Annotated in this window: 24 protein-coding genes; 3 read left to right on the top strand and 21 right to left on the bottom strand. The window is 67.5% G+C overall.

What is annotated here, in order from left to right; genetic code table 11:
* Positions 1–66: 66 nt before the first annotated feature.
* The 4 genes from madC to murA all read right to left on the bottom strand — a co-directional run bounded on the left by madC (position 67) and on the right by murA (position 5476).
* Complete coding sequence (madC, locus tag IHQ52_RS12340) at positions 67–1608, bottom strand: MadC family VWA domain-containing protein (protein ID WP_238063488.1); 1542 nt, start codon at positions 1606–1608, stop codon at positions 67–69.
* A complete protein-coding gene (locus IHQ52_RS12335) occupies positions 1605–2696 on the bottom strand; it encodes a MadB family AAA-type ATPase (protein ID WP_238063486.1) in 1092 nt (363 codons plus the stop codon). Before IHQ52_RS12335 ends, madC begins: the two co-directional genes overlap by 4 nt.
* 99 nt (positions 2697–2795) lie before the next feature.
* On the bottom strand, positions 2796–4067 hold the full coding sequence (gene mdo, locus IHQ52_RS12330) for an NDMA-dependent methanol dehydrogenase (RefSeq protein ID WP_238063484.1): 1272 nt from the start codon (positions 4065–4067) through the stop codon (positions 2796–2798).
* Between the two features lie 152 nt (positions 4068–4219).
* Complete coding sequence (gene murA / locus IHQ52_RS12325; protein WP_006437302.1) at positions 4220–5476, bottom strand: UDP-N-acetylglucosamine 1-carboxyvinyltransferase; 1257 nt, start codon at positions 5474–5476, stop codon at positions 4220–4222.
* A gap of 56 nt (positions 5477–5532) precedes the next feature.
* On the opposite strand from murA, the gene IHQ52_RS12320 reads away from it, so the two are divergent.
* Positions 5533–6147 (top strand): cob(I)yrinic acid a,c-diamide adenosyltransferase, encoded by a 615-nt coding sequence (locus IHQ52_RS12320; protein ID WP_024497346.1) that lies wholly within the window; start codon positions 5533–5535, stop codon positions 6145–6147.
* A 31-nt stretch (positions 6148–6178) separates the two neighbouring features.
* Here the strand turns inward: IHQ52_RS12320 and IHQ52_RS12315 are convergent, their stop codons facing one another.
* The 16 genes from IHQ52_RS12315 to rpmE all read right to left on the bottom strand — a co-directional run bounded on the left by IHQ52_RS12315 (position 6179) and on the right by rpmE (position 20643).
* Positions 6179–6637 (bottom strand): DUF2550 domain-containing protein, encoded by a 459-nt coding sequence (locus IHQ52_RS12315; RefSeq protein ID WP_238063480.1) that lies wholly within the window; start codon positions 6635–6637, stop codon positions 6179–6181.
* Positions 6638–6843: 206 nt separating this feature from the next.
* On the bottom strand, positions 6844–7224 hold the full coding sequence (locus tag IHQ52_RS12310) for a F0F1 ATP synthase subunit epsilon (RefSeq protein ID WP_238063469.1): 381 nt from the start codon (positions 7222–7224) through the stop codon (positions 6844–6846).
* Positions 7225–7233: 9 nt separating this feature from the next.
* A complete protein-coding gene (gene atpD / locus IHQ52_RS12305) occupies positions 7234–8682 on the bottom strand; it encodes a F0F1 ATP synthase subunit beta (RefSeq protein ID WP_006437298.1) in 1449 nt (482 codons plus the stop codon).
* Positions 8683–8750: 68 nt separating this feature from the next.
* On the bottom strand, positions 8751–9674 hold the full coding sequence (locus IHQ52_RS12300; protein ID WP_238063468.1) for a F0F1 ATP synthase subunit gamma: 924 nt from the start codon (positions 9672–9674) through the stop codon (positions 8751–8753).
* A gap of 45 nt (positions 9675–9719) precedes the next feature.
* Positions 9720–11348, bottom strand: coding sequence for a F0F1 ATP synthase subunit alpha (atpA, locus tag IHQ52_RS12295; RefSeq protein WP_006437296.1), 1629 nt, complete (start codon positions 11346–11348; stop codon positions 9720–9722).
* A 70-nt stretch (positions 11349–11418) separates the two neighbouring features.
* Positions 11419–12768 (bottom strand): F0F1 ATP synthase subunit B/delta, encoded by a 1350-nt coding sequence (locus IHQ52_RS12290; protein ID WP_238063466.1) that lies wholly within the window; start codon positions 12766–12768, stop codon positions 11419–11421.
* Positions 12769–13263: a F0F1 ATP synthase subunit B gene (locus IHQ52_RS12285; RefSeq protein ID WP_238063464.1), complete on the bottom strand. Its 495-nt coding sequence runs from the start codon at positions 13261–13263 to the stop codon at positions 12769–12771.
* Between the two features lie 46 nt (positions 13264–13309).
* Positions 13310–13567: a F0F1 ATP synthase subunit C gene (locus IHQ52_RS12280; RefSeq protein WP_006437293.1), complete on the bottom strand. Its 258-nt coding sequence runs from the start codon at positions 13565–13567 to the stop codon at positions 13310–13312.
* A gap of 83 nt (positions 13568–13650) precedes the next feature.
* The gene (gene atpB / locus IHQ52_RS12275) at positions 13651–14424 is read right to left on the bottom strand and encodes a F0F1 ATP synthase subunit A (protein WP_024497341.1); all 774 of its coding nucleotides are present in this window, start codon (positions 14422–14424) and stop codon (positions 13651–13653) included.
* Positions 14421–14834, bottom strand: a complete 414-nt coding sequence (locus tag IHQ52_RS12270; protein WP_238063462.1) for a hypothetical protein — start codon at positions 14832–14834, stop codon at positions 14421–14423. The genes atpB and IHQ52_RS12270 overlap by 4 nt, the downstream gene beginning before the upstream one ends.
* Before the next feature lie 317 nt (positions 14835–15151).
* Positions 15152–16351 (bottom strand): MraY family glycosyltransferase, encoded by a 1200-nt coding sequence (locus IHQ52_RS12265; protein ID WP_238063461.1) that lies wholly within the window; start codon positions 16349–16351, stop codon positions 15152–15154.
* A gap of 57 nt (positions 16352–16408) precedes the next feature.
* On the bottom strand, positions 16409–17632 hold the full coding sequence (locus IHQ52_RS12260; protein ID WP_238064285.1) for a serine hydroxymethyltransferase: 1224 nt from the start codon (positions 17630–17632) through the stop codon (positions 16409–16411).
* A gap of 1 nt (position 17633) precedes the next feature.
* The gene (locus IHQ52_RS12255; protein ID WP_238063459.1) at positions 17634–18287 is read right to left on the bottom strand and encodes an L-threonylcarbamoyladenylate synthase; all 654 of its coding nucleotides are present in this window, start codon (positions 18285–18287) and stop codon (positions 17634–17636) included.
* Between the two features lie 48 nt (positions 18288–18335).
* Positions 18336–19214 (bottom strand): peptide chain release factor N(5)-glutamine methyltransferase, encoded by an 879-nt coding sequence (prmC, locus tag IHQ52_RS12250; protein ID WP_238063449.1) that lies wholly within the window; start codon positions 19212–19214, stop codon positions 18336–18338.
* Between the two features lie 5 nt (positions 19215–19219).
* Entirely contained in the window at positions 19220–20296 is a 1077-nt protein-coding gene (prfA, locus tag IHQ52_RS12245) for a peptide chain release factor 1 (RefSeq protein ID WP_006437286.1), read from the bottom strand.
* A gap of 134 nt (positions 20297–20430) precedes the next feature.
* Positions 20431–20643, bottom strand: coding sequence for a 50S ribosomal protein L31 (gene rpmE / locus IHQ52_RS12240; RefSeq protein ID WP_006360515.1), 213 nt, complete (start codon positions 20641–20643; stop codon positions 20431–20433).
* A gap of 272 nt (positions 20644–20915) precedes the next feature.
* On the opposite strand from rpmE, the gene IHQ52_RS12235 reads away from it, so the two are divergent.
* Together IHQ52_RS12235 and IHQ52_RS12230 are read left to right on the top strand one after the other, a co-directional pair.
* Complete coding sequence (locus tag IHQ52_RS12235) at positions 20916–22139, top strand: sulfite reductase subunit alpha (RefSeq protein WP_006437285.1); 1224 nt, start codon at positions 20916–20918, stop codon at positions 22137–22139.
* Between the two features lie 22 nt (positions 22140–22161).
* Entirely contained in the window at positions 22162–23103 is a 942-nt protein-coding gene (locus tag IHQ52_RS12230; protein ID WP_182155461.1) for a ChuX/HutX family heme-like substrate-binding protein, read from the top strand.
* A 122-nt stretch (positions 23104–23225) separates the two neighbouring features.
* On the opposite strand, the gene rho is transcribed toward IHQ52_RS12230, so the two are convergent.
* On the bottom strand, positions 23226–25226 hold the full coding sequence (gene rho, locus IHQ52_RS12225; RefSeq protein WP_006437283.1) for a transcription termination factor Rho: 2001 nt from the start codon (positions 25224–25226) through the stop codon (positions 23226–23228).
* Between the last annotated feature and the right edge of the window lie 368 nt (positions 25227–25594).

The following is a 25594-nucleotide window of genomic DNA, read 5'->3' as shown; positions in this document are numbered from 1 at the left end:
TGTCCTCCGATCACCGCGGGCCGATGATGTCGTCCTGCGTCACCGGCGTTTTCGACGCTACCCACCTCATCTGAGCGCTGCACCCAGTTCATCACAGCGCGCAAGCATCTCGGCCCCGTCCCGGACGCTGACGACGCCGCTGCAGTGTTCGGCGTAGTCGGCCATCGCGCAGCCGGTCTGCGACCAGTAGCGCGACGGTTCGGGGGTCACCCAGGCGAGGCGGTGTGCGCGCCGGCCGATCTCGGCGACCAGGTCGGTGCGGCCGTCGAATCCGTTGCTGCGCGCGTCGCCGACGACGAGCACCGAGGTACGCGGAGTGACGAGGTCGCCGAACTCGCCGAGCAGTCCGGCGAACATCCGTCCGTAGTCGCTCGTCGCGGCCAGGTCGAGGCCGTCGGCGGCGAGCACAGCGGCCAGCGCGGCGTCGGCGGACGCCGCCCGGAGCGCGGCGGTGACGCGCACCGGCCGGTCGACGAAGGCGACGACCTCGCACCGGTCGCCGAAACGGTGCAGCGTCTGCGCGAGCCGCAGGATGAACCCGGTGACCGGCCGGACCGACAACGAGACGTCGACGAGGACCAGCAATCGCACGGGGCCGGGCCGCGGACGTCGACGCCACAGTTCGGCCGGCACCCCGTCGGTGGCCACCGCCGCGCGCAACGTGGCGCGGATGTCGAGGGTCCCGCGATCTCCGCGGCCGATCACCCGTCGCGGTGCTCCGCGCATGCGCTGGACGAGCCGGTGGCAGGCACGGTCGATGTCGGCCTGTTCGGTCCGCACCGGGGCCGATCGACCGGGTGCGTCGCCGTCGGTGAGCCCGGCCGCCTCGAGGCGCGCGGTGAACGCGTCGACGAACGCGGCCAGGGCACGTTCGAGCTCGATGCGTCGCGCGTCGTCGAGGTCGGCGTCCCCCTCCGTTCCGTACGCTCCCCGGGGGTCGTAGGCGTCGAGAGCCGCGAGGATCGCGGCGGCGCCGGTCATTCCCAGGGGTGTGCTCTCCACCCGGGCGGCGGCGCCGGTCAGCTCGCCGACCGACGCCGAATCGGCGGAGTCGATCTCGACCGTGTAGGTCACTCCGCCGCTGACCGATCCGCTGTCCGGGTCGACGCCGAGCTGTTCGGCGCCGGCCGACACGGTGAAGTCGTTTTCCTCGCGATGGGCGCTCTCCCCGTGTCGCTCGCCGGCATCGGGGTCGGGTGCCATCAGATCGCCGATCTCGTCGGTGTGCTCGTCGGCACCGATCCGGCGGGCCGCCCCGTCGAACTCGTCGTCCCAGACGACGTCGTCGGGCAGGTCCGCGGCGGCACCCCGCGGGCGGGGCAGGTCCTCCTCGCGATCGGGCCCCGTGTCGACATCCAGGAAGAAGACGTCGAAGGCGTGCTCGAAACCTGCTGTCTCGTAACCGTATTTGACGGAGACACTGCGCAGCGCGGCCCGCAGCACCGCGAGGTCGGCGGCCCCGACGATCGCCAGCGTCCGCCGGATCTCGATCACCTCCGCGGGCGACGCGGCGATCCCGGCACCGCGCAGGACCTGCCCGAACAGGACCGCGACCAGGTCGAGGATCTCGCCGCGGGCGGCCCCCGTCGGCGGCGTGCGCACGGTCATCGGCCCGCGCGCACCCCGGCGCTACGGGCGCGACCGGCGCCGAACGCCCGGGCCGTGACCGACCCGGACGGCGTCGAGCCGTCGACACCGACCTCCGCGGCGGCGGTGTCTGCGGTGGGCGTCGACAGCGCACGACGGGCGAGGTCGAGGTCGGTACCGAACTTGACCAGCAGGGAGAGCAACGCGGCGTCGGCCGGACCGGATCCGGGACGGGCGTTCCGTGCCGGTTCGGTGGTCCTGAGATACGACGCCGCGCGGGCAGCGTCGATGACCTCCGCGATCGAGGGACTCTTGCGCAGCGGCAGATCGCGGAGTCGGCGGGCGAGGTCGACGACCTCGCCGATCACTTCGTCCTCGATGTCGGGAGCCCGCACCGCGACGATGGCGCGCTCGGTGTCCGGGTCGGGGTAATCGACCTGGAAGTGCAGGCACCTGCGCTTGAGGGCCGGCGAGAGCTCACGGGTGTCGTTGGAGGTCAGGATCACCCACGGCGACGACCGTGCGGTGAAGGTCCCGAGTTCGGGTACCGACACCTGGCGTTCGGCAAGCACCTCGAGCATGACCGCCTCCATCGCCTCGTCCGTACGGTCGATCTCGTCGACGAGGAGCACGGTGGGGGTCGTCGAGGTGATCGCGGCCAGCAGGGGCCGGGCCACCAGGAAGTCCTCGGTGTAGACGCCGACCTCGGTACGTGCCAGAGCTGCCGAGGCAGCGGAAAGACTTGTCTCCGCGGCTAGTTCGGCGCTGATGCGGTCTCGCAGCATCTGCACGTGGAGCAGTTGGCGGGCGTAGTCCCACTCGTAGAGGGCACGCGAGTCGTCGAGCCCCTCGTAACACTGCAGGCGGATGAGCTCACGCCCCGACGCCGCGGCCAGCGCCTTGGCCAGTTCGGTCTTGCCGACACCGGCCGGCCCCTCGAGAAGCAGCGGCCGGTCCAGCAGCGTGGCGAGGTGCACGACGATCGCCAGTTCCGGTCCGATGAGGTATCCCTGCTCCCCGAGCGCAGTGGTCAGTTCCTCTGCGGAGGCGAAGCGGGCGGTCTCGTCGGCATCCGTGAGGCGGGCGAGGGCGGTGGAGGTGTGCGTCATCGGATCGTCAGACCTTCCGTCGACGGGGCGGTGGACTGGGACGGAACCCGCGCGCCCGGGAGGAGGTTCCCTTCCCGGGCACGGGTTCCGGCCGGGTGATCAGTAGCTGCCGGTGAAGGCGTGCGTCACCATGGGGATCAGCGATTCCACGGTGCTCTCCCGAGGGTTGCCCGGGGTGCACCAGTCGCCCATCATGTGCTCGGCGATGGCGCGGATCTGCTTCTCGGAGGTGTCGATGCTCTCGCCGCGCCCCTCGTACTTACCGGTGTTCATCCGGTTCTTCTCGTAACTGTTGGTCGACAGCTGTCCGAAGTTGTCCGGGATGCCGAGGTCCTTCGAGAGGCGGATGGCCTCCTCGACCGCGGCGTCGGCGGCCTGGACGGTGGTCATCTTGGAGGTGTCGACGCCGAGCAGGGCGGCGATCTCCGCGTAGCGCTCGAAGCGGGACGGCAGGTTGTACTCCCACACGCGCGGCAGCGCGATGGCGTTGTTGAGTCCGTGGTGGCTGTCGTAGAAGGCGCTCACCGCATGGGACAGGCTGTGCACCAGCCCGAGACCACCCGAGTTGAATGCCTGCGCGGAGATGTACTGGGCGTACATCATGCCGGTACGGGCCGCGAGGTTACGCGGGTCGTAGACCGCGGTGCGGAGGTGATCGCGGATGAGCTCGATGGAGTACTTGGCGTTGCCGAGCGACGGGGCGAAGTCCAGGCGCGAGACGTACGGCTCGCTGGCGTGGGCGAGCACGTCGAAGCCGCAGAAGGCGGTGAAGTGCTCGGGGCACGAGTAGTAGAGCAGCGGATCGTCCATCGCGAGGTCCACGAGACAGGTGTCGTCGAACGCCACCCACTTGTGCGGGTTGTTCATGTCCGAGGTGTCGGTGATGACGTAGGCCCAGGAGGTCTCCGAGCCGGTGCCCGCGGTGGTGGAGACCGCGATGTGCTTCGGGTTCTCCTTGTTGGTGGCCTTGGAGAAGCCCTCGAACTCGTTGATGTTGCGGCCGTCGTGGGCGATCACCATCCGGGCGCCCTTGGCGGCGTCGTGGCTCGACCCGCCGCCCACCGAGATGATGCCGTCGCACTTCTCCGACTGGTACAGCGCCGCGGCATCCATGACGTTGTAGTCCTTGGGATTGGACTCCACCTGGTCGTAGAGCACCACGTCGACGCCCTGGTACTCGATCTTGCCGATCAACTCCTCGATGATGCCCGAACCGCGGAGGCCGGTGGTCATCAGGAGGGCACGCGTGATGCCCAGTTCCTTGGCCTCGACACCGAGCATGTCGTGCGCACCGACGCCCAGCTTCGCCTTCGGGAACGGGTGGAACTCCTTGATCGGGAAATCCCAGATCTGGTTCAGCTCAATGGCCATGGGGGTGAACTCCTTGTGACGGTTGGGTCTGTCACAACGAGAATGTCGCTCAGATCACAACGCCCACAAGGGGTCCTGACCCTCGGCGGGCAGGGTCGGTCCATCGGGACGGGGGTGCCACCTGTCCGATCGGACAGGTCGGGGCCGACAAGTCAGTCGGTGACGCGCTCGATCTCGCCGCCGAGACTGCGGAGGATCTCGACGAAATGCGGGTAGCCGCGGTCGATGTGTTCGACGTCGTGCACCTCGGTGACGCCGTCGGCGACGAGGCCCGCGAGCACGAGGCCGGCGCCGGCACGGATGTCCGAACACCAGACGGGTGCGCTCGAGAGTCGCTCGATACCGCGGATGACGGCGTGGTGGCCGTCGGTGCGGGCGTCCGCGCCCAGGCGCACCATCTCCTCGACGAAGCGGAACCGGGCCTCGAAGACGTTCTCGGTGATGACGGACATGCCCTCGGAGATGGCGGCGAGTCCGATCGCCATCGGCTGCAGATCGGTGGGGAAACCGGGGAACGGCAGCGTCGAGACGTTCACCGCGACCGGCCGGCTGTCGTGGCGCACCCGGAAGCCGTCGCTGAAGGTGTCCACGCGGGCACCCGTGTCGACCAGCTTGTTGAGGACCAGCTGCAGGTGTTCGGGTTGCACACCGCGAACCGTGACGTCACCGCGCGTCATCGCGGCAGCGATACCCCAGGTCGCACCGACGATGCGGTCCCCCACCACCCGATGGGTCGTCGGATGCAGCCGGTCGACACCGTTCACCGTCAGCGTCGACGTGCCGGCGCCCTCGATCTGGGCACCCATCTGCTGCAGCATCACGCAGAGGTCGACGATCTCCGGTTCGCGGGCCGCGTTGTCGATCGTCGTCTGGCCCTCGGCCAGGACGGCAGCCATCAGGATGTTCTCGGTGGCCCCGACGGAGGGGAACTCGAGCGCGATGGGAGCACCGACGAGGGCGTCGGCTTCGGCCACCACGCAGCCGTGCTCGATCGAGCTCGTCGCTCCGAGAGCACGCAGACCCGCCTGATGCATGTCCAGGGGTCGCGAACCGATCGCGTCACCACCCGGCAGCGCCACCACCGCTCGATGACAGCGGGCCATCAGCGGTCCGAGAACACACACCGAGGCGCGGAACTGACGGACGGCGGCGAAGTCCGCGTGGAACTTCGGTTCGGCGGGGGCCGTGATCGTCACGGTGTCGCCGTCCATCTCCACGACGGCACCCAGACCACGCACGACATCGGCCATCAGCGGGACGTCGGCGATCTCCGGGGCGTTGGTCAGCACCGTCGTGCCCTCGGCCAGCAACGCTGCCGCCATCAGCTTCAGCACGCTGTTCTTGGCGCCACCGACAGACACCTCACCGGACAAACGTGCCCCGCCCGACACCAGAAACCGATCGCTCACGCCTGCCACCTTATCCGCCGCCGCCCGGCGCTCATCGCACGCAGTACATTCAACGCATGGCCGTTCATCTGACGAGGATCTACACCCGCACCGGCGACGACGGTTCGACCGGTCTGAGTGACTTCTCGCGCGTTCCCAAGACCGATCCGCGCGTGGTCGCCTACGCCGACTGCGACGAGGCCAACGCCGCGATCGGCATGGCACTGGCTCTCGGCGGCGACGTACCCGAGGACATCGCCGCCGTGCTGGCCACGGTGCAGAACGACCTGTTCGACGCCGGTGCCGACCTGTCCACCCCGATCGTCGACGACCCCGAATACCCGCCGCTGCGCATCGCCCAGGAGTACATCGACGCCCTCGAGGGCTGGTGTGACGACTTCGGCGCCGACCTACCGCCCCTGGACTCGTTCATCCTGCCCGGCGGCACACCGCTGGCGGCCCTGCTTCACCAGGCACGGACGGTGACCCGTCGCGCGGAGCGTTCGGCGTGGGCCGCGGTGACCGCCCACCCCGACGACACGAGCGTCCTGCCGGCGAGATACCTCAACCGGCTGTCCGACCTGCTGTTCATCCTGTCGCGGGTGGCCAATCGAGCACCCGACGGCACACTCGGCGACGTGAAGTGGGTACCGGGCGGCAACCGAGCACGGCCAGCCACTCCGGAGAACTGAGAGCGCGGAAACCCCGCTCCGACCGGCGGGATCAGGCGCTCTTGCGCCGTTCCGAACGCGCGGACTGCCGAGACTCCAGCCACGACTGGAACGCGGTGACCGCACCCGGGCCCATCGCGAGCTCGTAGCCGTCCTTCCCCTTACCGGTGATCGGGTTCTTGCCGGAGGGCTTCACCTGCAGGATCACCATGCCCTCGAGGATCTCGGTCTCCGTCCCCTCCGGGCGGCGTCGGCCGGTGATCTCGATGCCCTGCCGGACAAGGGTGACGTTCGGTCCGGGACGCAGGGACGCCAGGCGGTAGTAACGCAGCGAGTCATCGCTGTAATGCGCCGTGCCGTGACGCCAGCCGTGGTCGACCTCCGCCGGGATGGTGCGCAGCAGGATGGGGGTGCCGACGCGCCTGAGCTGCGCCAGGCGGACCGCGAGCAACACGCACACGATGACGGCGACCGCCAGCAGCACACTGAGCAAGACGACCGGCAGCGACATCACCTACTCCTTCGTGCAGTCTCCGCGTATGTCCGGACGACCGTCGGATTTCCAACGAGGAGCACCGACGGCGTGACACGACTTGCGAGACAAGGGCTGTGGAACACAGCATGCCAGATCGCACACACCCGACGCGAAACGACCTCGGCCGGCCACCGGATGGAAATCCGATGACCGGCCGAGATGACCGCCGCGAATGCGGGGTGTTACTTCGAAAGCTGCTGTGCCGCAGTCAGACGCGCGTGAGCACGGTGGTACTCCGGCGAATCCGCCTCAGCCTTCTCGAGCGCGGTCTTCTCCGCGTTGATGTCGACGTCGTCGGCCCAGTCGGCCGACTCCGCCAGCACCGTGACGGTCTCGCCGGTGACGGACAGGAATCCGCCCTCGACCGCGGCCGCGCGGCGATTGCCGTTCTCTTCGACGATCACCACGTAGCCACCCGGGACCAGTTGGCCCAACAGCGGCTCGTGGTTGGCCAGGACTCCCAGCTCGCCGACGGTCGTCTGCGCGATCAGGAACGTGGCCTCGCCCGAGTACAGGCTCGAATCCGCGGAGACAACCTCCACGTGGAAGGACTTCTCAGCCATGGATTACCGCTACTTTCCGGCGATCTTGGCGGCGGCGGCCTCCACGTCGTCGAGTCCACCGCAGCTGTTGAACGCCTGCTCGGGCAGGTGGTCGAACTCGCCCTTGGCGACACGGTCGAATGCCTCGATGGTGTCCGCGAGCGGGACGACCGAGCCCTTCTGACCGGTGAACTTCTCGGCGACGAGGAAGTTCTGGCCGAGGAACTTCTGGATACGGCGAGCACGCTGCACCGTGACCTTGTCCTCTTCGGAGAGCTCGTCCATACCGAGGATGGCGATGATGTCCTGCAGCTCCTTGTACTTCTGCAGGATTCGCTTGACCTCGTTGGCGACACGGAAGTGCTCGTCGCCCACGATCGAGGCCTCGAGGATGCGCGAAGTCGACGTCAGCGGGTCCACAGCGGGGTAGATACCCAGCTGCGAGATCGGACGCGAGAGCTCGGTGGTCGCATCGAGGTGCGCGAAGGTGGTCGCCGGAGCCGGGTCGGTGTAGTCGTCGGCGGGGACGTAGATCGCCTGCAGCGAGGTGATCGAGCGGCCCTTGGTCGAGGTGATGCGCTCCTGGAGCTCGCCCATCTCGTCGGCCAGGGTCGGCTGGTAGCCCACCGCGGACGGCATACGGCCGAGGAGGGTCGAGACCTCCGAGCCCGCCTGCGTGAAGCGGAAGATGTTGTCGATGAACAGCAGCACGTCCTGGTGCTTCACATCGCGGAAGTACTCCGCCATGGTCAGCGCCGACAGAGCCACGCGCATACGCGTGCCCGGCGGCTCGTCCATCTGGCCGAACACCAAGGCGGTGTCCTGGAGAACGCCCATCTCCTCCATCTCGAGGTGGAGGTCGGTGCCCTCACGGGTGCGCTCGCCGACGCCGGCGAACACCGAGGTGCCGGAGAACTCACGCGCGATACGCGTGATCATCTCCTGGATGAGGACGGTCTTGCCGACGCCCGCACCACCGAACAGACCGATCTTGCCACCCTTCACGTACGGGGTCAGCAGGTCGATGACCTTGATGCCGGTCTCGAGGATCTCGGTCTTGCCCTCGAGCTCGTCGAAGGCCGGCGGCTTGCGGTGGATGCTCCACTGCTCGCCGTCGCGACCCAGGCCGGGGCTGTCGAGGCAGTCGCCGAGGGCGTTGAAGACGTGGCCCTTCACGACGTCGCCGACCGGCACGACGATCGACTTGCCGGTGTCGGAGACGGACGCGCCGCGGACCAGGCCGTCGGTGGGCTGCATCGAGATGGTGCGCACCAGGTTGTCACCGAGGTGCTGAGCGACCTCGAGGGTCAGGGTCTTGGCGACCGAGGAGAGAGTGACCTCGGCGTGCAGGGCGTTGAACAGTTCGGGGATCGAGCCCCGCGGGAACTCCACGTCGACCACGGGGCCGATGATGCGGACAACCCGCCCATCGGCGGAACCCGCCGACTGCGCGGAGGGGGTTTCTACTGCTGCGGTCATGGTGCTTGGGTCACTTCCTCTTGATCGAAGTATTGGGTCTCGTCGTCGTGCTTGGTCGGCGCATCCGGCTAGTTCGCCAGGGCGCTCGAACCGCCGACGATCTCGCTGATTTCCTGGGTGATCTGAGCCTGGCGGAGCTGGTTGGCCTCACGCGACAGCGTCTTGGCCAATTCCTCGGCGTTGTCGGTGGCCGCCTTCATGGCGGTACGGCGTGCCGCAGACTCCGACGCGGCCGAATCCAGCAGCGCCGCATAGACCCGCGTGGTCACATACTTCGGCAGCAGAGCGTCGAGAAGGGACTCGGCGCCCGGCTCGAAGGTGTAGTTGCGCGACGGCTTGTCGTCGGAGGAATCGGTGTCCTCCGACACGACCAGAGGCGCCACGCGACGAACCTCCGGCACCTGCGACAGCATCGACTGGAACCGGGTGTACACCAGGTGCAGTTCGTCGACACCCTCGAGGCTGCCGTCCCCACCGGGACGCTCGACCTCGACACCAGAACCCGCCACGAACAGGTCCACGAGGAACCCGGTCGCGGTGGAGGCGTCGGAGTACTTCGGCGACTCGGAGAAGCCGGTCCAGGAATCCTCGACGTTGAGGCCGCGGAAGTTGAAGAATCCGACGCCCTTTCGGCCCATCACGAACAGGACGGCTTCTTTGCCCTCGTCGCGCAGCAGCGAGATGAGTTCCCGCGTCGCCTTGAGGACGTTCGCGTTGTAACCACCGCACATGCCGCGGTCGCTGGTGACCACCAGGATCGCCGCGCGCTTGGGGTTCTCACGCTCGGTCAGCAGCGGGTTGTCCAGTGTCCCCGCGTGACTCGCCAACTCGGAGAGGACCGTGGTCATCTCTTCCGAATACGGCTTGGCCGCGGCGACACGACCCTGGGCCTTGGTGATGCGCGATGTCGCGATCAGTTCCTGAGCCTTGGTGATCTTCTTGGTCGACTGGACCGACCGGATGCGTGAGCGCAGCTCACGAATGCTGGCCACGAGCCCTCACCCCTTCCTTAGCGCAATGTCCGTTGACGTCTGAGATCACTTGCGGATCTTGATCTCTTCGTTCTCGACGTCCTCGGCATCCATTGCCTCGGCCTCGGCCTCGTTGACCACGCGCTTGCCGTCGTGGGTGAGGTAGCTGTTCTTGAACTTGTTGGTCTCGGCGACGAGGGACTCCGCCTGGTCGTCGGACAGCACCTTGCCGCCGGCGATCGAGTCGTAGACACCCTTGGCCGCATGATGCAGGTGGCTGAGCAGCTGCGTCTCGAAGTTGCGGACGTCGTCGACCGGGACCGAGTCGTAGTGACCCTCACCGCAGAGGTAGATCGAGACGATCTCGTCCTCGACGGAGAAGGGGCTGTACTGGTCCTGCTTGAGCATCTCGACCCAGCGGGCGCCACGCTCGAGCTGAGCCTTGGACGCATCGTCGAGGTCGGAGGCGAAGGCCGAGAAGGCTTCCAGCTCACGGAACTGCGCGAGCTCCAGACGCAGCGAACCCGAGACCTTCTTCAGGCCCTTGGTCTGAGCGGCACCACCGACGCGCGACACCGAGGTACCGACGTTGATGGCGGGACGGACACCCTTGTTGAAGAGGTCCGACTCGAGGAAGACCTGACCGTCGGTGATCGAGATGACGTTGGTCGGGATGAACGCCGAGACGTCGTTGGCCTTGGTCTCGATGATCGGCAGACCGGTCATCGAACCGCCGCCCATCTCCTCGGAGAGCTTGGCGCAACGCTCCAGCAGGCGCGAGTGCAAGTAGAAGACGTCACCGGGGTATGCCTCACGACCCGGCGGACGACGCAGCAGCAGCGAGATGGCGCGGTAGGCCTCGGCCTGCTTGGTCAGGTCGTCGAACACGATGAGGACGTGCTTGCCCTGGTACATCCAGTGCTGGCCGATGGCCGAACCGGTGTACGGAGCCAGCCACTTGAAGCCGGCCGAGTCAGAGGCCGGAGCCGCGACGATGGTGGTGTACTCCATCGCGCCGGCCTCTTCGAGAGCGGTCTTGACACCGGCGATGGTCGAGCCCTTCTGACCGATCGCGACGTAGATGCAGCGAACCTGCTTGCTCGGGTCGCCGGTCTCCCAGTTGGCCTTCTGGTTCAGGATGGCGTCGATGCAGACCGCGGTCTTACCGGTCTTGCGGTCGCCGATGACCAGCTGGCGCTGTCCGCGGCCGATGGCGGTCATCGCGTCGATGGCCTTGATACCGGTGGCGAGGGACTCCTCGACCGGCTGGCGCTCGAGCACCGAGGCGGCCTGGAGCTCGAGGACGCGCTGCTCCTCGGCCTCGATGTCACCGAGGCCGTCGATCGGCGCACCCAGCGGGTCGACGACGCGGCCCAGGAACTTGTCGCCGACGGGGACCGAGAGCACGTCGCCGGTACGGCTGACCTGCTGGCCCTCTTCCAGCGACTCGTAGTCACCGAGGATGACGGCGCCGATCTCGTCCTCGTCGAGGTTCAGGGCCACGCCGAGCACGCCGCCCTCGAACTGCAGCAGCTCGTTGGCCATCGCGCCGGGCAGTCCGCTGACGTGGGCGATACCGTCCGATGTGTCGGTGACGATGCCCACCTCCTCGCGGGAGGCATCGGCATCGAACGATGAGACATACTGCTCGATCGCTCCCTTAATCTCGTCTGGTGAGATCGTCAACTCCGCCATTGGTACTCGTCTTTCTTGCTCAGTCCGGCTGGTGTTTGGGGGGTATTCGCTGGATGTGGTCGGTCAGGGTCTAGCTGGGCAGGCTCTCGGCCGCCTTCGCCAGGCGTGTGGCCACATCGGCCTCGATCACCTCGTCGCCGACGGCGATCCGGAGGCCGCCGAGGATGTCGGGATCGATCTCGGTCTGCACCGAGATGGTGCGTCCGTAGATGGTGCCGAGCACGGAGGCCAGACGCGTGGTCTGGGACTCCGACACCGGGGCTGCCGAGACCACGTGGGCCACGGACTCGCCACGGCGTGCCGCCGCCAGCTCGGCGAGCTGATCGAAAGCCACATCGGCCGGCTGGCCCTGTAGCAGTTCGACGGAGTGGGCCAGCAGGATCCAGGACAGTTTCCCGACCTTCTCCCCCACCAGCGAGCGCAGCAGCTCCGCGCGCTTTCCACCATCATGGCTGTGGTCGGAGAGCAGCGAGGCCAACTGCGGGTTCTGGTCGATCAGGCGAGCAACGGAGAACAGTTCGTTCTCGGTCTGCTCGATGACGCCATCACGCTCGGAGGCGGCCAGCACGATCAGTGCGTTCTGACGACGCAGAGCGGCGGAGAAGTCGGCCGACGAGGACCAGCGCTGCTTCACCGCGGCGCTCAGGACCTCGACCACGATCGGCGAGACCTTGCCGCCGAAGAGGTTCTCGACCAGCTTGACCTGACCGGTGGTGTTGTCCTCGTCCTCGGTGAGTCGCTTGCGCAGCACCGGGTTGGTGTCGAGCAGGCGGATGACCTCGGTCAGCTCGTCGCTGGCCTTCACCAGGGCGTCGCTGTCGAGCGACGACGCCGAGGAGTCGAACGCCGACGAGACGGCGAGAGCCGCCTCGCGGCTCGTGGCGCGCATCGAGTGCAGGCCGATCAGGTCCACGCTGCGGGTGACCAGGTCCGAGGGCCCGCCGGCCGACATGGACTCCAGTTCCTCGATGACCCGGTCGATGCTCTCCGACTGTGCCTTCGAGTCCGCGAGGTGGGACCGGACGAGCTTGGACGCCCCGTCGATCGCGGTCAGACCGAGATCGTTGCGCAGCGACCGAACCAGCGAAGCCCGGTTGAGCTCGGTCTGCGAACGACCGTGCTCGGTGATCCGCTTCACCTCGGAATCGATCTGGGCGACGAGATCCTGCTTGATGTTCTCGGCGTCCCGGACCGCGCCCTTGTGCAGCTCCTCGGCCTCGGCCTTGGCCTCTGCCAGCGCTCGCTCATGAGCGGCCTGTGCATCGGCGACCCGGGCCTTGGCTGCCTCGCTCTCGGTGACCTGCTCAGCGATGGCTTCCTTCTGCGCGGTCACCGCCTTCGAGAGCACGGGTCGCACGAACTTCCAGAAGAGGAAGACGATGATCGCGAGCCCGATCAGGTTTCCAATGACGACGTCCACTTACTTCACCGTTCCTGTCGACTCGTACGCCGCCGACTCCGAGGACGGCGACACATCGGTACCGAGCACACGGCTCGCGAGCACGGCCGACAACGAGTCGACGTCGCGACGAGCGGTCTCCGCGGCCCGCTCGCCTTCCGCCTTCAACTGCTCGGCGGTCTTGGCGATCGCAGCGTCGGCTTCTGCCGTGGCACGCTTCTTTGCTTCGGACAACTGCTCGTTGCCCTCGGCACGTGCCTGATCCCGAATACCGGTGGCGTCCGCCCGGGCCTCTTTGAGAGCGGCCCGGTATCCGGTGTCGGCATCCTCGTAGCTCGCCGCAGCGGCCCGGTTGTCCTCGGCGGTCTTCGCGACCAGGGCCTCACGGTCCTCGAGCACCTTGAGGATCGGCGGCACGACCATCGTCCGGATCACGAGGAAGACGATGACGAAGATGGCCAGGCACACGAAGAACGTGCCATTGGGGATGAGGAAGTTTCCTGCGGCGAGATTCATTGTGCGGATGTTCCCTTGATCCTTGGGACCCGGTCAGCGACCGGGATTAAGACTGGCCGGTGATCGGGGTGGCGAAGACGAAGAGCGCCATGAACGCCAGGTTGATGAAGTACGCAGCCTCGACCAGACCCACAGTGATGAAGAACGGGGTGAACAGGCGGCCCTGTGCCTCGGGCTGACGTGCGATGCCCGCGATCAACTGAGCGCCGGCGAGGCCGTCACCGATACCGGCACCGATCGCGCCGCCACCCATGATGAGGCCGCCACCGATCAACGCACCCAGACCAATCAGATTGGGATCCATTGAGAACTTTCCTTTCGGGTGAAACTGACACTGCACGTGTCAGGTCTTTGCTCCCGGCGCGGCAGACACCGGCCGGGTTCGTACTAGTGGTGGTCTTCGTCCAGCTCCATGGCCTGACTGAAGTACAGGACCGTCAGCAGCGAGAAGATGAACGCCTGGATCAGACCGACGAACAGGTCGAAGGACTTCCAGAGTGCATTCGGCGCCCACATGATGTAGGCGGGCATCAGCGCGATGAGCGCAACCATGATGCCGCCGGCGAACATGTTGCCGAAAAGACGGAGGGAGAGCGAGACGGGCTTGGCGATCTCCTCGATGATGTTCACCGGGGCGATGGCGACCGAGTGTCCCTTCACCAGCTTCACCGGGTGACCGATGAGACCGCGTCGCTTGACGCCTGCCGCGTGGTACCAGACGAAGACGAAGAGTGCGAGCGCGTAGACGAAGTTCGCATCGCTGGCCGGCGGCTTGAGCCATTCACTGGTGCCGTGCTCGGTCCCGTACTGCGAGGGGATGATCGACAGCCAGTTGGCGACCAGGATGTAGGTGAACAGCGTGACGGCCAGCGGCAGGACGAAGCCCGCGATCTTCATGCCGATCGCGCTCTCGATCTGGTTGCGCATCTGGACGGTGATGACCTCGAAGTACAGCTGAACAGAGTTCGGCTTGTTCGAGGTCATCTTGAAGCGCACGAAGAAAGCGAGGGCGATGACGATGACCGCCGCAACGGCACTGCCGATGACCGTGTCGAGGTTGACGGTCATCCCGAACCACTCGACCTCGATGTGGTGGCCGACCTCGATCGCCGACTCTGACGACTCCTCTGCCGACTCGGCCAGGTAAGACAAGACGGTCATAGCTGCTTACGAAGTCCTTTCATCACCGGAATCACCGTGTTCAGCACCAGGATGACCTGGCCGATGGCGAGTCCGAACATCGCGCCCAGCCCGTCGGGCCGGACCAGGAAGGCCGCCACCAATGCGAGGAGCGTGATAGCCCCGAGGCGGTATGCCGAATTGAGAGCGAGCAGTTTCTTACGGGGGTTCTCTGCGGTCGCCACGTTGTCGACCGCGCGGATGACCAGCTTGGTGTTGACGAACACCAGCACGACACCGGCGAGGAAGAACACGGCGAACCAGGGGTGGCCCAGAACGACGGCGAGCACACCCACCACGACGGTCGCAACCGCCGCGATGATCCCGGGCCGGACGAGACCGGTCGGGGCAGCGGGATAGTACGACGTCGAGTCGGGGACGGTGGTGCTCATTCGCCTCTCCTCAACTAGGGGATCCTGTAACCCGCAGGCACAGGGCAACGCGCGTGCGATCAGCTGGTATGGCCGAACGTAAGCTCGCGGTTTTCTGTGACACTACCAACACCGGATGACGCGCAGCCCAGGGGGTGCGCACCTCGCCGGGAGGTGGAGCGACGACGGCGTCACGGCGTTCGCCCTCCGGGGGTTCCGAAGTCCACCGCCAGACCGACGTCGACCTACTACACGAGATAGTACACGAGTTTTACTGTCCCCTTACCAAGGGGCGGTCAGTGCTGGATGCGCCTCGCGCACAGCAGCATACGCGCACGTCAGCGGAAGGCTTTCGTCGCGGTGCGAAGCTCCGCGAACCGGCGATGCAGACGAGGCGCCATGGTCACCAGCAGCGCCACCACCAGACCCGCCCCGAACATCGGCGCGACCACCGAGAGCGGGAACAGCGTGCTCGCCGCGGCGGAGAACGCCAGGACGCCCACCCAGAGATAGATGATCAGCGCGACACGCCGCTGGGAGTGTCCGAGCTCGAGCAGCCGGTGGTGCAGGTGCATCTTGTCGGGGGTGTAGAAACCGACGCCCGCCCGCGTCCGGCGGATCACCGCGAGGAGCATGTCGAGCATCGGGATGAAAACCACGGCCGCCACCAGGATCAGCGGTGACAGCAGGGTGAAGATGTCCGCCGGTCCGTAGGCGTTCACCGCGATGCGACCCGACGCGCTCGTCGACGCGGCGGCCAGCATCAGCCCGATCAGCATCGCACCCGAGTCGCCCATGAAGATGCGAGCGGGCGAGAAGTTGTGCGGCAGGAATCCGAGGCAGGCGCCGGCGAGGGCGACGGCGATGAGCGCCGGCGGATAGTAGCTGACGTCACCACCTTGGTCGCGGAGCAGACCGAGGGAGAACATGCAGATCGCCGACGCGGCGATGAGTCCCAGCCCCGCAGCCAGACCATCCAGGCCGTCGACGAAGTTGATCGCGTTGATCGTCGCCACCGTGACGGCCACCGTGAGCAGGCCTGCCTGCAGTGGATCCAGCACGAGGGTCCCGATGTCGGCGAACGGCACGGGCACCTGGATCCAGGAGATGCCGAGGAGCACCAGGACCCCGGCGGCGGTCAGCTGTCCGACGAACTTCGTCAGGGCATCCAGACCCCACCGGTCGTCGACGACACCGACGAGGACGATCACGGTCCCCGCGGTGATGACCGCGGTCAGGTCCGTGGTGTAGGCGAAGCCCCGATTGAGTGCGGGCAGGTTGGCGGCGAGCGCGATGCCGGCCACCACCCCGCCGAACATGCCGAGGCCTCCGAGTCGCGGGGTCGGGATGACATGGACGTCGCGCACACGGGGCACGGCGACCGCACCGGCCTTGATCGCGAACACCCGCACTGCCGAGGTCAGCAGATACGTCATCGCGGCGGCGGTGAGACCGACGAGCAGCAACTCGCGCAGCGGGACACCGGTCCCTCCCCCGTCGGTCGCGGTCGCGAGCACCACCGGGGCGGCCTCGATCATCGGCTCACCACCCGGTCTGTGGAGGTCGCTCGGGACGTCTCGGACACGCGGACAACGCTACCCGCATGCGAGGTCGCTGATCTCACGGTGGATCCGATCGTGCGTCGAGAGGTCCTCGGTCGACAGCGCTGCCAGCATCGCGTCGGCGACGGCCGGGATCATGTCCGCCGTCAGGCCCCGGGAGGTCGCCGCGGGGGTCCCGATCCGGATGCCCGATCCCTCTGAGACGGAACGTTCGTCGAACGGCAGGACCGCTTTGTCGACCACGATCCCGGACCTGTTGAGCCGATCCTGCGCCGCCGACCCCGAGATGCCGAGCGCGGACACGTCGACCACCGCGAGATGGATGTCGGTGCCCCCGGAGACGACGCGCAGCCCTCGTTCCGTCAGGGCGTCGGCGAGCCTGCGCGCATTGTCGGCGGTCGCCCGCACGTAGGACGCGAAGTCCGCGGTGCCCGCGTCGTGGAAGGTGACCGCCTTGGCAGCGATCGCGTGCATGGACGGACCGCCCTGGACGAACGGGTGAACGGCCTTGAGCAGCGCGTCGGAGTGCTCGGCGCGGCCCAGGATGACGCCGCCGCGCGGTCCGCGGAACACCTTGTTGGTGGAGAAGGTGACGACGTCGGCGTACGGAACCGGCGACGGGAGGAGACCGGCAGCCACGTGACCGGCGAGATGCGCCGCGTCGACCAGCAGGATGCACTCGGCTTCATCGGCGATCGCCCGCAGGAGCGGATAGTCGAAGGACCGCGAGTACGACGTGGCGCCCGCGACGAGGATCCGCGGCCGGTGCACCAGGGCGAGTTCCCTGACCTGGTCGTAGTCGATGTACTCGTCCTCGCGGCGGACCTCGTAGTGCAGGGGCGAGAACCATCGTCCGGAGAAGTTGGCGCGCGAACCGTGGGTCTGATGACCGCCGTGCTCGAGCCGCAGGGCGAGCACCGGATCGCCGGGCTGGGCGAATGCGGCGTAGACGGCGAGATTCGCCGCACTCCCAGACAGCGGCTGGACATCGACGTGACCGGCCCCGAAGAGGTCCCGCGCCCGGCCGATCGCGAGTTCCTCGAGTTCGTCGGCGACCTCGCATCCGCCGTGATAGCGCGAGCCGGGCCGCCCCTCGGCGTACTTCGCATCGAAGGCCGAGGCCATCGCGGCACGTACGCCCGGAGTGGGCTCGGTCTCGCTCGCGAGCAACTGCAGCCACGAGCGCCGGCGCGTCGACTCCCGGTCGATCAGCGCGTCGACCCGCGGGTCACCCGTCGAACCGGTGCCCGGCGGCATCTCACCCACGCAGCGAGGCGGGATCGACGTCGAGGACCTCGGCCACGGCCTCGGCCGTGATGGCACCTTCGCGCAGGATGCGCGGCTGTGCACCCGAGACGTCGACGATCGTCGACGCCTGTGCGACCGGCGCGGGTCCGCCGTCGAGGTAGACCGAGATCTCGTCGCCGAGTTGTTCACGGGCCTCGTCGACGGTGGTGGCGGGCGGGCGGCCCGACACGTTCGCGCTCGAGACCGCCATCGGCCCGACCTCGCGCAACAGCTCGATCGCGACCGGATGCAGCGGCATGCGCAGCATCACTGTGCCATCGGTGTCACCGAGATCCCAGGCCAGCGAAGGAGCTTGTCGGACAACCAGACTCAGACCGCCCGGCCAGAACGCCTCGATCAGGTCGCGGGCGGCCTGCGGGACGGACAGCACGAGTCCGTCGATCGAATGCCAGGAACCCACGAGGACCGGCACGGGCATGTCCCGGCCACGGTGTTTGGCCGCGAGCAGCGAGCCGACGGCGTCGGCATCGAAGGCGTCGCAACCGACTCCGTACAGGGTGTCGGTGGGGACCACCACCAGGCGTCCCGCCTTCGCCGCTCCGACGGCCGCGCGAATGCCCGCCGAACGGCTCTGCGGATCGTTGCAGTCGAAAACAATGCTCACCCGACCATCCTGTCATGCCGACGGTCGGGTTCCCCCGCGAGACGCGCCTCAGCCGATCCGGCGCGCGGTCACGAAGCGAGGACGCCCCGCCAGATCGGTGTGGGCGGTCACCTCGTCGAATGCGCCATGGGCGCGCAGACAGTCGACGACGGCGTCGGAGGTCGTGTCGTCGTGTTCGATCCCGACGACACCACCCGCGGTGAGCATGGTCGCGATGACCGGCACCATCGGGATGATCACGCTCATGCCGTCGTCGCCGGCGAAGACGGCCCGCTCCGGATCGTGGTCCACCTCGGGACCGACCGCCGACCGCCGCGGAACGTAGGGCGGATTGGTCACGACGACCGAGGCACTCCCCGCCGGTATGACCCGGCCGATCTGCGCAGCGTCGGTGACGTCGGCGGCGAACACGTCGATCCGCTCCCGGACCGCCTCCGGCGCATCGGACACGTTGCGCCGCAGCCACTTCAGGGCGTCATCAGATATCTCGACGGCCGCCACACGCGCGGACCCGACCATTGTCGCCACGGCGATGGCCAGGGCACCGCTGCCGCTGCACAGGTCGACGATCCGCAGCGGAGCCGCCATTGTCGCGGCGGCCGACACCGCCCATTCGAGCAGGAACTCGGTCTCCGGCCGCGGGACGAACACACCTGGCCCGACGGCGAGCTCGATCGGACCGAAGGCCGCGGTACCGACGATGTGCTGCAACGGGATTCGATGCGCCCGCTGATCGATTGCCGCCCGGAACTCGCGCACGTGCGCGTCGTCGATCGTGTCGATGACGATCAGCCGCCCGGGGTCACACGCGAGGACGTGCGCCATCAGCCATTCGGCGTCCCGCCGCGCCGAGTCGATCCCGGCGGTCGCCAGTTGTGCGGTGGCGCCGCGGATTTCGTCGGCCACCCGGACCGGCGCGTCCGACATCGGGGTTATTCGGCTTCCATGCGGGCCTGGCGCTCGGCGGTGACGAGCGCGTCGAGCAGGTTGTCCATGTCCCCGGCGAGTACGGCATCGAGATTGTTCGCCTTGTATCCGATGCGGTGATCGGTGATGCGGTTCTCGGGAAAGTTGTAGGTACGGATGCGCTCGGAACGGTCGACGGTGCGGATCTGCGCGGCGCGACCCTCGGCGGCCGCGGCCTCGGCCTCCTCCTCCGCCGCCGACTGGAGACGGGCGGCGAGGACCTGCATCGCGCGGGCCTTGTTCTGGAGCTGCGACCGCTCGTTCTGACAGGTCACGACGATACCGGTGGGCAGGTGGGTGATACGCACCGCCGAGTCGGTGGTGTTGACGCCCTGACCGCCCTTGCCCGACGATCGGTAGACGTCGATGCGCAGGTCGGATTCGTCGATCGCGACCTCGGCCACCTCTTCGGGCTCGGGATAGATGAGCACCCCCGCCGCCGAGGTGTGGATACGTCCCTGGGACTCGGTCACGGGCACTCGCTGCACGCGGTGCACGCCGCCCTCGAACTTGAGGCGCGACCACACGCCGTCCCGGACCGTCTCCTTGGACTTGATCGACAGGGTCGCCTCTTTGTAGCCGCCCAGGTCGGATTCGGTGACGCCGAGGATCTGCACCTTCCAGCCGTGCCGCTCGCAGTACTTGAGGTACATGCGTGCGAGGTCGGAGGCGAACAGCGCCGATTCCTCGCCGCCGGCGCCGGACTTGATCTCGAGCACCACGTCGTCGCTGTCGTGCGGATCCCGGGGGGCGAGGAGATCGGTGAGCGTCGCGTCGAGCTCCTCGACGGTCGCCTCGAGGGCGGGGAGCTCGGCGGCGAACGACGCATCATCCGCGGCGAGTTCACGCGCCGCCTCGAGGTCCTCGCGGGCCGCCTTGAGCTTGTTGTAGGTCGCCATCACCGGGGCGAGCTCGGCGAATCGCTTCCCGACACGGCGAGCGGCGGCCGGGTCGTCGTGAAGCGAGGGGTCGGACAGCTGACGCTCGAGACCGGAGTGCTCGGCCAGGATGTCATCGATGGCCGACGGACTCTGCGTACTCACTGCGAACCTCACTTGTAGAGACGGAACTCACCGCCGAAGAGTGCTTCGGCACGAGACCTGGAAATCGGGCGATGACGACCAAACACAAACGACGCCCGTCCCGACTCGGCGTCGGGCGGGCGTCGCAGCGTGGTCTACTTGGCGCGCTTGCCGTAGCGCTTCTCGAACCGGGCGACACGGCCGCCGGTGTCGAGGATCTTCTGCTTGCCCGTGTAGAACGGGTGGCACTGCGAGCAGACTTCGACATTGATACGACCGTTGGCAGCGGTGCTGCGGGTCTCGAACGTGTTGCCGCAGCCGCAGACGACGGTGGTCGCCGCGTACTCGGGGTGGATTCCCTGCTTCATGTCTGGTGCGTCCCTTTCTGTGGTCGCCGGGTCACCGTCGCCTCTCGACGGTGTGAACCGGAACCGGACTCGACCGCTCAGTATGCCATGTGCGCGGTTCACGACGGAAATCGTGGACGCGGCGGCCGCAGGTTGGTCAACGGCATGGCCACCGGATTGATTCCCGGGCGAACATCACACCCCGAGGGGGTCGTAAGGGTGCCCTGAAGATAGTACGGTGGCCGACGGCCAACCCGCCGCGCCCCACCGTCTGCGACCACGAAGGATCCTCGATGTACGACGCCGCTCCGGCCGGTACCGGCACGCCACTGCGCACCACCCCGGATGAGTCGTCGACGTCGCGGACCGCGCCCGCACGGCGCAAGCCGGTCCGGTCGCCGTGGAACCGCCGGAACCCGTACCCCGCGACGATCCTGACCAACACCGTGCTGTCGGGTCCGGGATCGGCCAAGGAGGTGCGGCACCTCGAGATCTCCCTGGGCGACAGCGGGATCACCTACGAACCGGGCGACGGCATCGGCATCACCCCGGTCAACGACCCCGCCCTGGTGGATCTCCTCCTCGAGCGCCTGGGCGCGGCCGGCGACGAGATCATCGCCGACCGCAAGGGCACCTACAGCCTGCGTGAGTCCCTCGCCACGCGCTACGAGATCGGCTGCCCGTCGAAGTATCTCGCCAAGGCGGTGGCCGAACGTACGGGCCATGAGCAGCTGACCCGTCTGATCGAGGCCGGTGACGCACAGGCGCTCGACACGTGGCTCCGCGGCCGCGACGTCCTCGACCTGCTGAACATCGATCCCACCCTGACGTTCGCACCCGAGGAACTCCTCGAGGAGCTCAGCCCCCTCGCCCACCGCGAGTACTCGATCTCCTCCAGCCCGACGGTCCATGCGGGAACCGTGCACATCACGATGGCGACCGTGCGTTACGTCGCCGATGATCGCGAGCGCGGCGGTGTCTGCTCGACGCACCTCGCCGACCGCTGTGCACCCGGCGACACGGTGAACGTCTTCATCACCCCCAACAAGACCTTCCGGCTCCCCGACGACGAGGCGCCGGCCATCATGATCGGCCCGGGGACCGGCATCGCGCCGTTCCGCGGCTTCCTCCACCACCGTGCGGCCACCGGTTCGACCGGATCGAACTGGCTCTTCTTCGGTGACCAGCACCGCGACACCGACTACCTCTACGCCGACGAGATCGATCGGTTCGTCACCGACGGCCTGCTGGACCGCCTGGACCTGGCCTTCTCCCGGGACCAGGACCACAAGGTCTACGTGCAGGACCGGATGCGCGAGAACGGTGCGGATCTGTTCGCCTGGCTCGAGAAGGGCGCCCACGTGTACGTGTGCGGTGATGCCGCCACGATGGCCGGCGACGTCGACGCCGCCCTGCACGAGATCGTCGCCCAGCACGGCGGTGTCGACTCCGACGGCGCTCGTGACTACGTCGACGCGCTCCGCGCCGCGGGCCGCTACGCTCGCGACGTCTACTGAGCCGACGCGAGATCGACGCACCGTGCCCGACCCCACCGATCCGACACGACCGAGCGACCTCGAAACCCTGCTCGGCACACCTGGTTTCGGCGCCTCCTCGATCAGTTCAGACATCGACGGCATCGCCGCCCGACTCCCCTCGCTCGCCGAGGTCGTCGGTGTCACGGTCGCCGGACCGGTGATCATGAACGCGATCGGGGTGCACGGGGTCCCGACGTCGCCGGGCGGGCCGCTCCACGTCGGCGACGAGCAGATCTCCTTGCGGCTCAACCCCTCCCGGTTGTCCTCGACCCTTCGGACCGACCCGTCTGCGCTTGTGCCGCCCACGCTGCGACTGTTCGACTTGCTCGGCAACACCGCGCACGCGACGTACCTGACCGAGAACTCCGACCGCCTCGCCTTCGAGTCATTGTCCCTGGCCACGTCGGTATCGGCCGGCCACCGCCCGGACCCCGCTGCCGCGCCGGCGTTCGTGGGCCCGGAGTACATCCCGGACGCCCTGCCCGACCGCCACGACGACCAGATCGGGCTCTTCGACTCGATTCTGCTCGACGGCGGCACCTCCCGGCTTCGGTCGCTGACGCAGGGACATGGCGCACGTGGCATCCGTGTCGACACCCGCCGCGTCATCGGCGCGCTCGAACACGCCGCCCTGCTCGGGATGACGGTCACCGTCGCGGCCGCGGCTCCGGGATGCATGCAGATGCGCCAGGACCGGCTCGACGGCGCTCGCGAACACCGCGGGCAGATGGTGCTCGCGTCCGGCAGGTCTCGGGTGATGGTCAACTTCAACCACGTCGAGCAGTGCTGGGTCACCTGGTCGCAGGGCGCCTGCGGCCCGACCGCGGCCGTCGAGATCTACGACCGGCGCTCACGCTGCTGCCTGGTCGTCACGCACACGGGAGCCGTTCCCCGCGCAGCGTCGGAATCGTGGGATCACCTGACCGGCGATCTGGCCTCCTGACCCTTCGATACGCTCGCAAGCTCGCTACTCAGGGAGCAAGCACACACAAACCAGACGGGCCCCGTCCCGCGTGATGCGAGACGGGGCCCGTCGGTCGGTTGCTGTTCGCCGACTGCGCGTCGTCAGTCGTCGTTGCCGCCGGCTCCCGGCGCGGTCTTCTGGACCGACATCAGGAACTCGATGTTCGTCTTGGTCTTCTTGAGCTGACTGATCAGAAGGTCGATCGCCTGCTGCGAATCGAGCCCGGACAGCAGACGACGCAGCTTGTGCACGATCGCGAACTCATCCGGCGAGAGCAGGAGTTCGTCCTTGCGGGTACCCGACGGATTGACGTCGACCGCGGGGAACACACGACGCTCGGAGATCTTGCGATCGAGCTTGAGCTCGGCATTGCCGGTGCCCTTGAACTCCTCGAAGATGACCGTGTCACCGGTCGAACCGGTCTCGACCATCGCGGTGGCGATGATGGTCAGCGACCCGCCGTTCTCGATGTTGCGCGCCGCACCGAGGAACCGCTTCGGGGGATACAGGGCGGTCGAATCGACACCACCGGAGAGGATTCGGCCCGACGCCGGCGACGCGTTGTTGTACGCGCGACCCAAACGGGTGATCGAGTCCAGAAGAACCACAACGTCTTTGCCGCTCTCGACGAGACGCTTGGCGCGCTCGATGGCGAGCTCGGCGACCGAGGTGTGGTCTGACGGCGGACGATCGAAGGTCGAGGCGATGACCTCACCCTTGACCGAGCGCTGCATGTCGGTGACCTCTTCGGGACGCTCGTCGACGAGGACCACCATGAGGTGACATTCCGGATTGTTCACCGTGATCGCGTTGGCGATGTCCTGGAGGATCGTCGTCTTACCGGCCTTCGGCGGCGAGACGATCAGTGCGCGCTGTCCCTTGCCGATCGGCATGATCAGGTCGATCACACGCGTCGACAGCCGATCCGGCGTGGTCTCCAGACGCAGCCGCTGATTCGGGTACAGCGGGGTCAGCTTGTTGAACTCCGGACGCTTCTTCGCGGCCTCCACGTCACCGCCGTTGACGGTGTCGAGGCGCACCAGCGGGTTGAACTTCTGGCGCTGGTTCTGCTGGTCACCCTCCCGCGGCACCTTGACCGCACCGGTGATGGCGTCGCCGCGTCGAAGTCCGTTCTTGCGCACCAGATTCATCGACACATAGACGTCGTTGGAGCCGGCGAGGTAACCCGAGGTCCGGACGAACGCGTAGTTGTCGAGCACGTCGAGGATGCCGGCGACGGGCTGCAACACGTCGTCTTCGGAGACCTGCGGCTCGTTCTGGGTGTCGCGGTCGCGCCCACGACGACGCTCGCGGAAACGACGTCCGCGGCGGCGACCACCGCCTTCGCCGTCGTCATCGCGATCGTCGCGGTTCGGACCGCCGCCGCGGTTCTGGCCGCCCTCGCGGTTCTGGCCGCCCTCGCGGTTCTGGTTGTCGCGGTTCTGACCACTCTCGCGGCTCTGGCCGCCCTCGCGGTTCTGGTTGTCCCGGTTCTGGTTGTCCCGGTTCTGGTTCCGGTTGCGGCGGTTGCGCTGCTCACTGCCTTCGGAGTCGCCGACCTTGGCTGATTCACCCGTGGCGTCGGCCTTCTGCTCGCCGCCCTTGGGCTGGTCGGCGTTCTGCTCACCCGCCTCCGGAGCCGTGGTCTTCTTGCCCGCGGAGCGGGGTGCCCGACCGGAATCGCCGTCACCGGCGGACTCGACGATCGACAGCTGCCCGTCCTCGGACGAGGCCTTGGCGCTGCGGCGCCTGGTCTCGGTGGCCTTGGTTTCCGCCTTGGCGTCGGCTGCCTTGACGTCGGCCGCCTTGGCGTCGACGTTCTTGACTTCGGGGCTCTTGGCCTCGGCCTTGGCGTCCGCACTCTTGCCGGCGGCACCGGACTGGCGCTCCTTGATGGCGGCGATCAAGTCGCCCTTGCGCATGCCGGACGTGCCCTTGATGCCGAGTTCACCGGCTACGGTCCGCAGTTCGCTGAGCACCATGCCGGACAGGCCGGTACGGGCTGCGCGAGCGCGTGTCTTGGCCGGTTGCCCCGAGTCAGGGCCGGCCGAACCCGCGGATTCCTGCTCGGCAGGTGCGGTGATCAGGTCCGTATCTGTCACGGAAGTCCTTTCGTTCCTCCCGCAGACGGAAGCTGCGTGAGGTCTACGTTTCCCTGCTGTGTACGCGAGGGAGTCCGTCCGCGTTGGACGGTGGGGGTGAACGGTCAGAGAGATGTTCGGTCCCGCTGCGAGCGTGCTCGGGAGCCACCCGCGCTTCGGCACCGTCGACAGAGACCCACGACCCCGGCCGGATACGATCGGTGTCACCGATCGGTGATGGATGAGAAGCACGGCAGGACAAGCCCGCGCGGCTAGACCAGAATATGTTAACCCCGTTCGCATGATAGGGGCAACACGCCGAAAGCGCCAAATGAGGCTCCGAATCGGAGGCTGTGGTCCTCGGCGAGACACCGCTGAACACCTCGTTC

The sequence above is a fragment of the Gordonia amicalis genome (assembly GCF_022059885.1).
Classification (GTDB): domain Bacteria; phylum Actinomycetota; class Actinomycetes; order Mycobacteriales; family Mycobacteriaceae; genus Gordonia; species Gordonia amicalis.
This window is presented reverse-complemented; position numbering and strand designations above follow the sequence as displayed.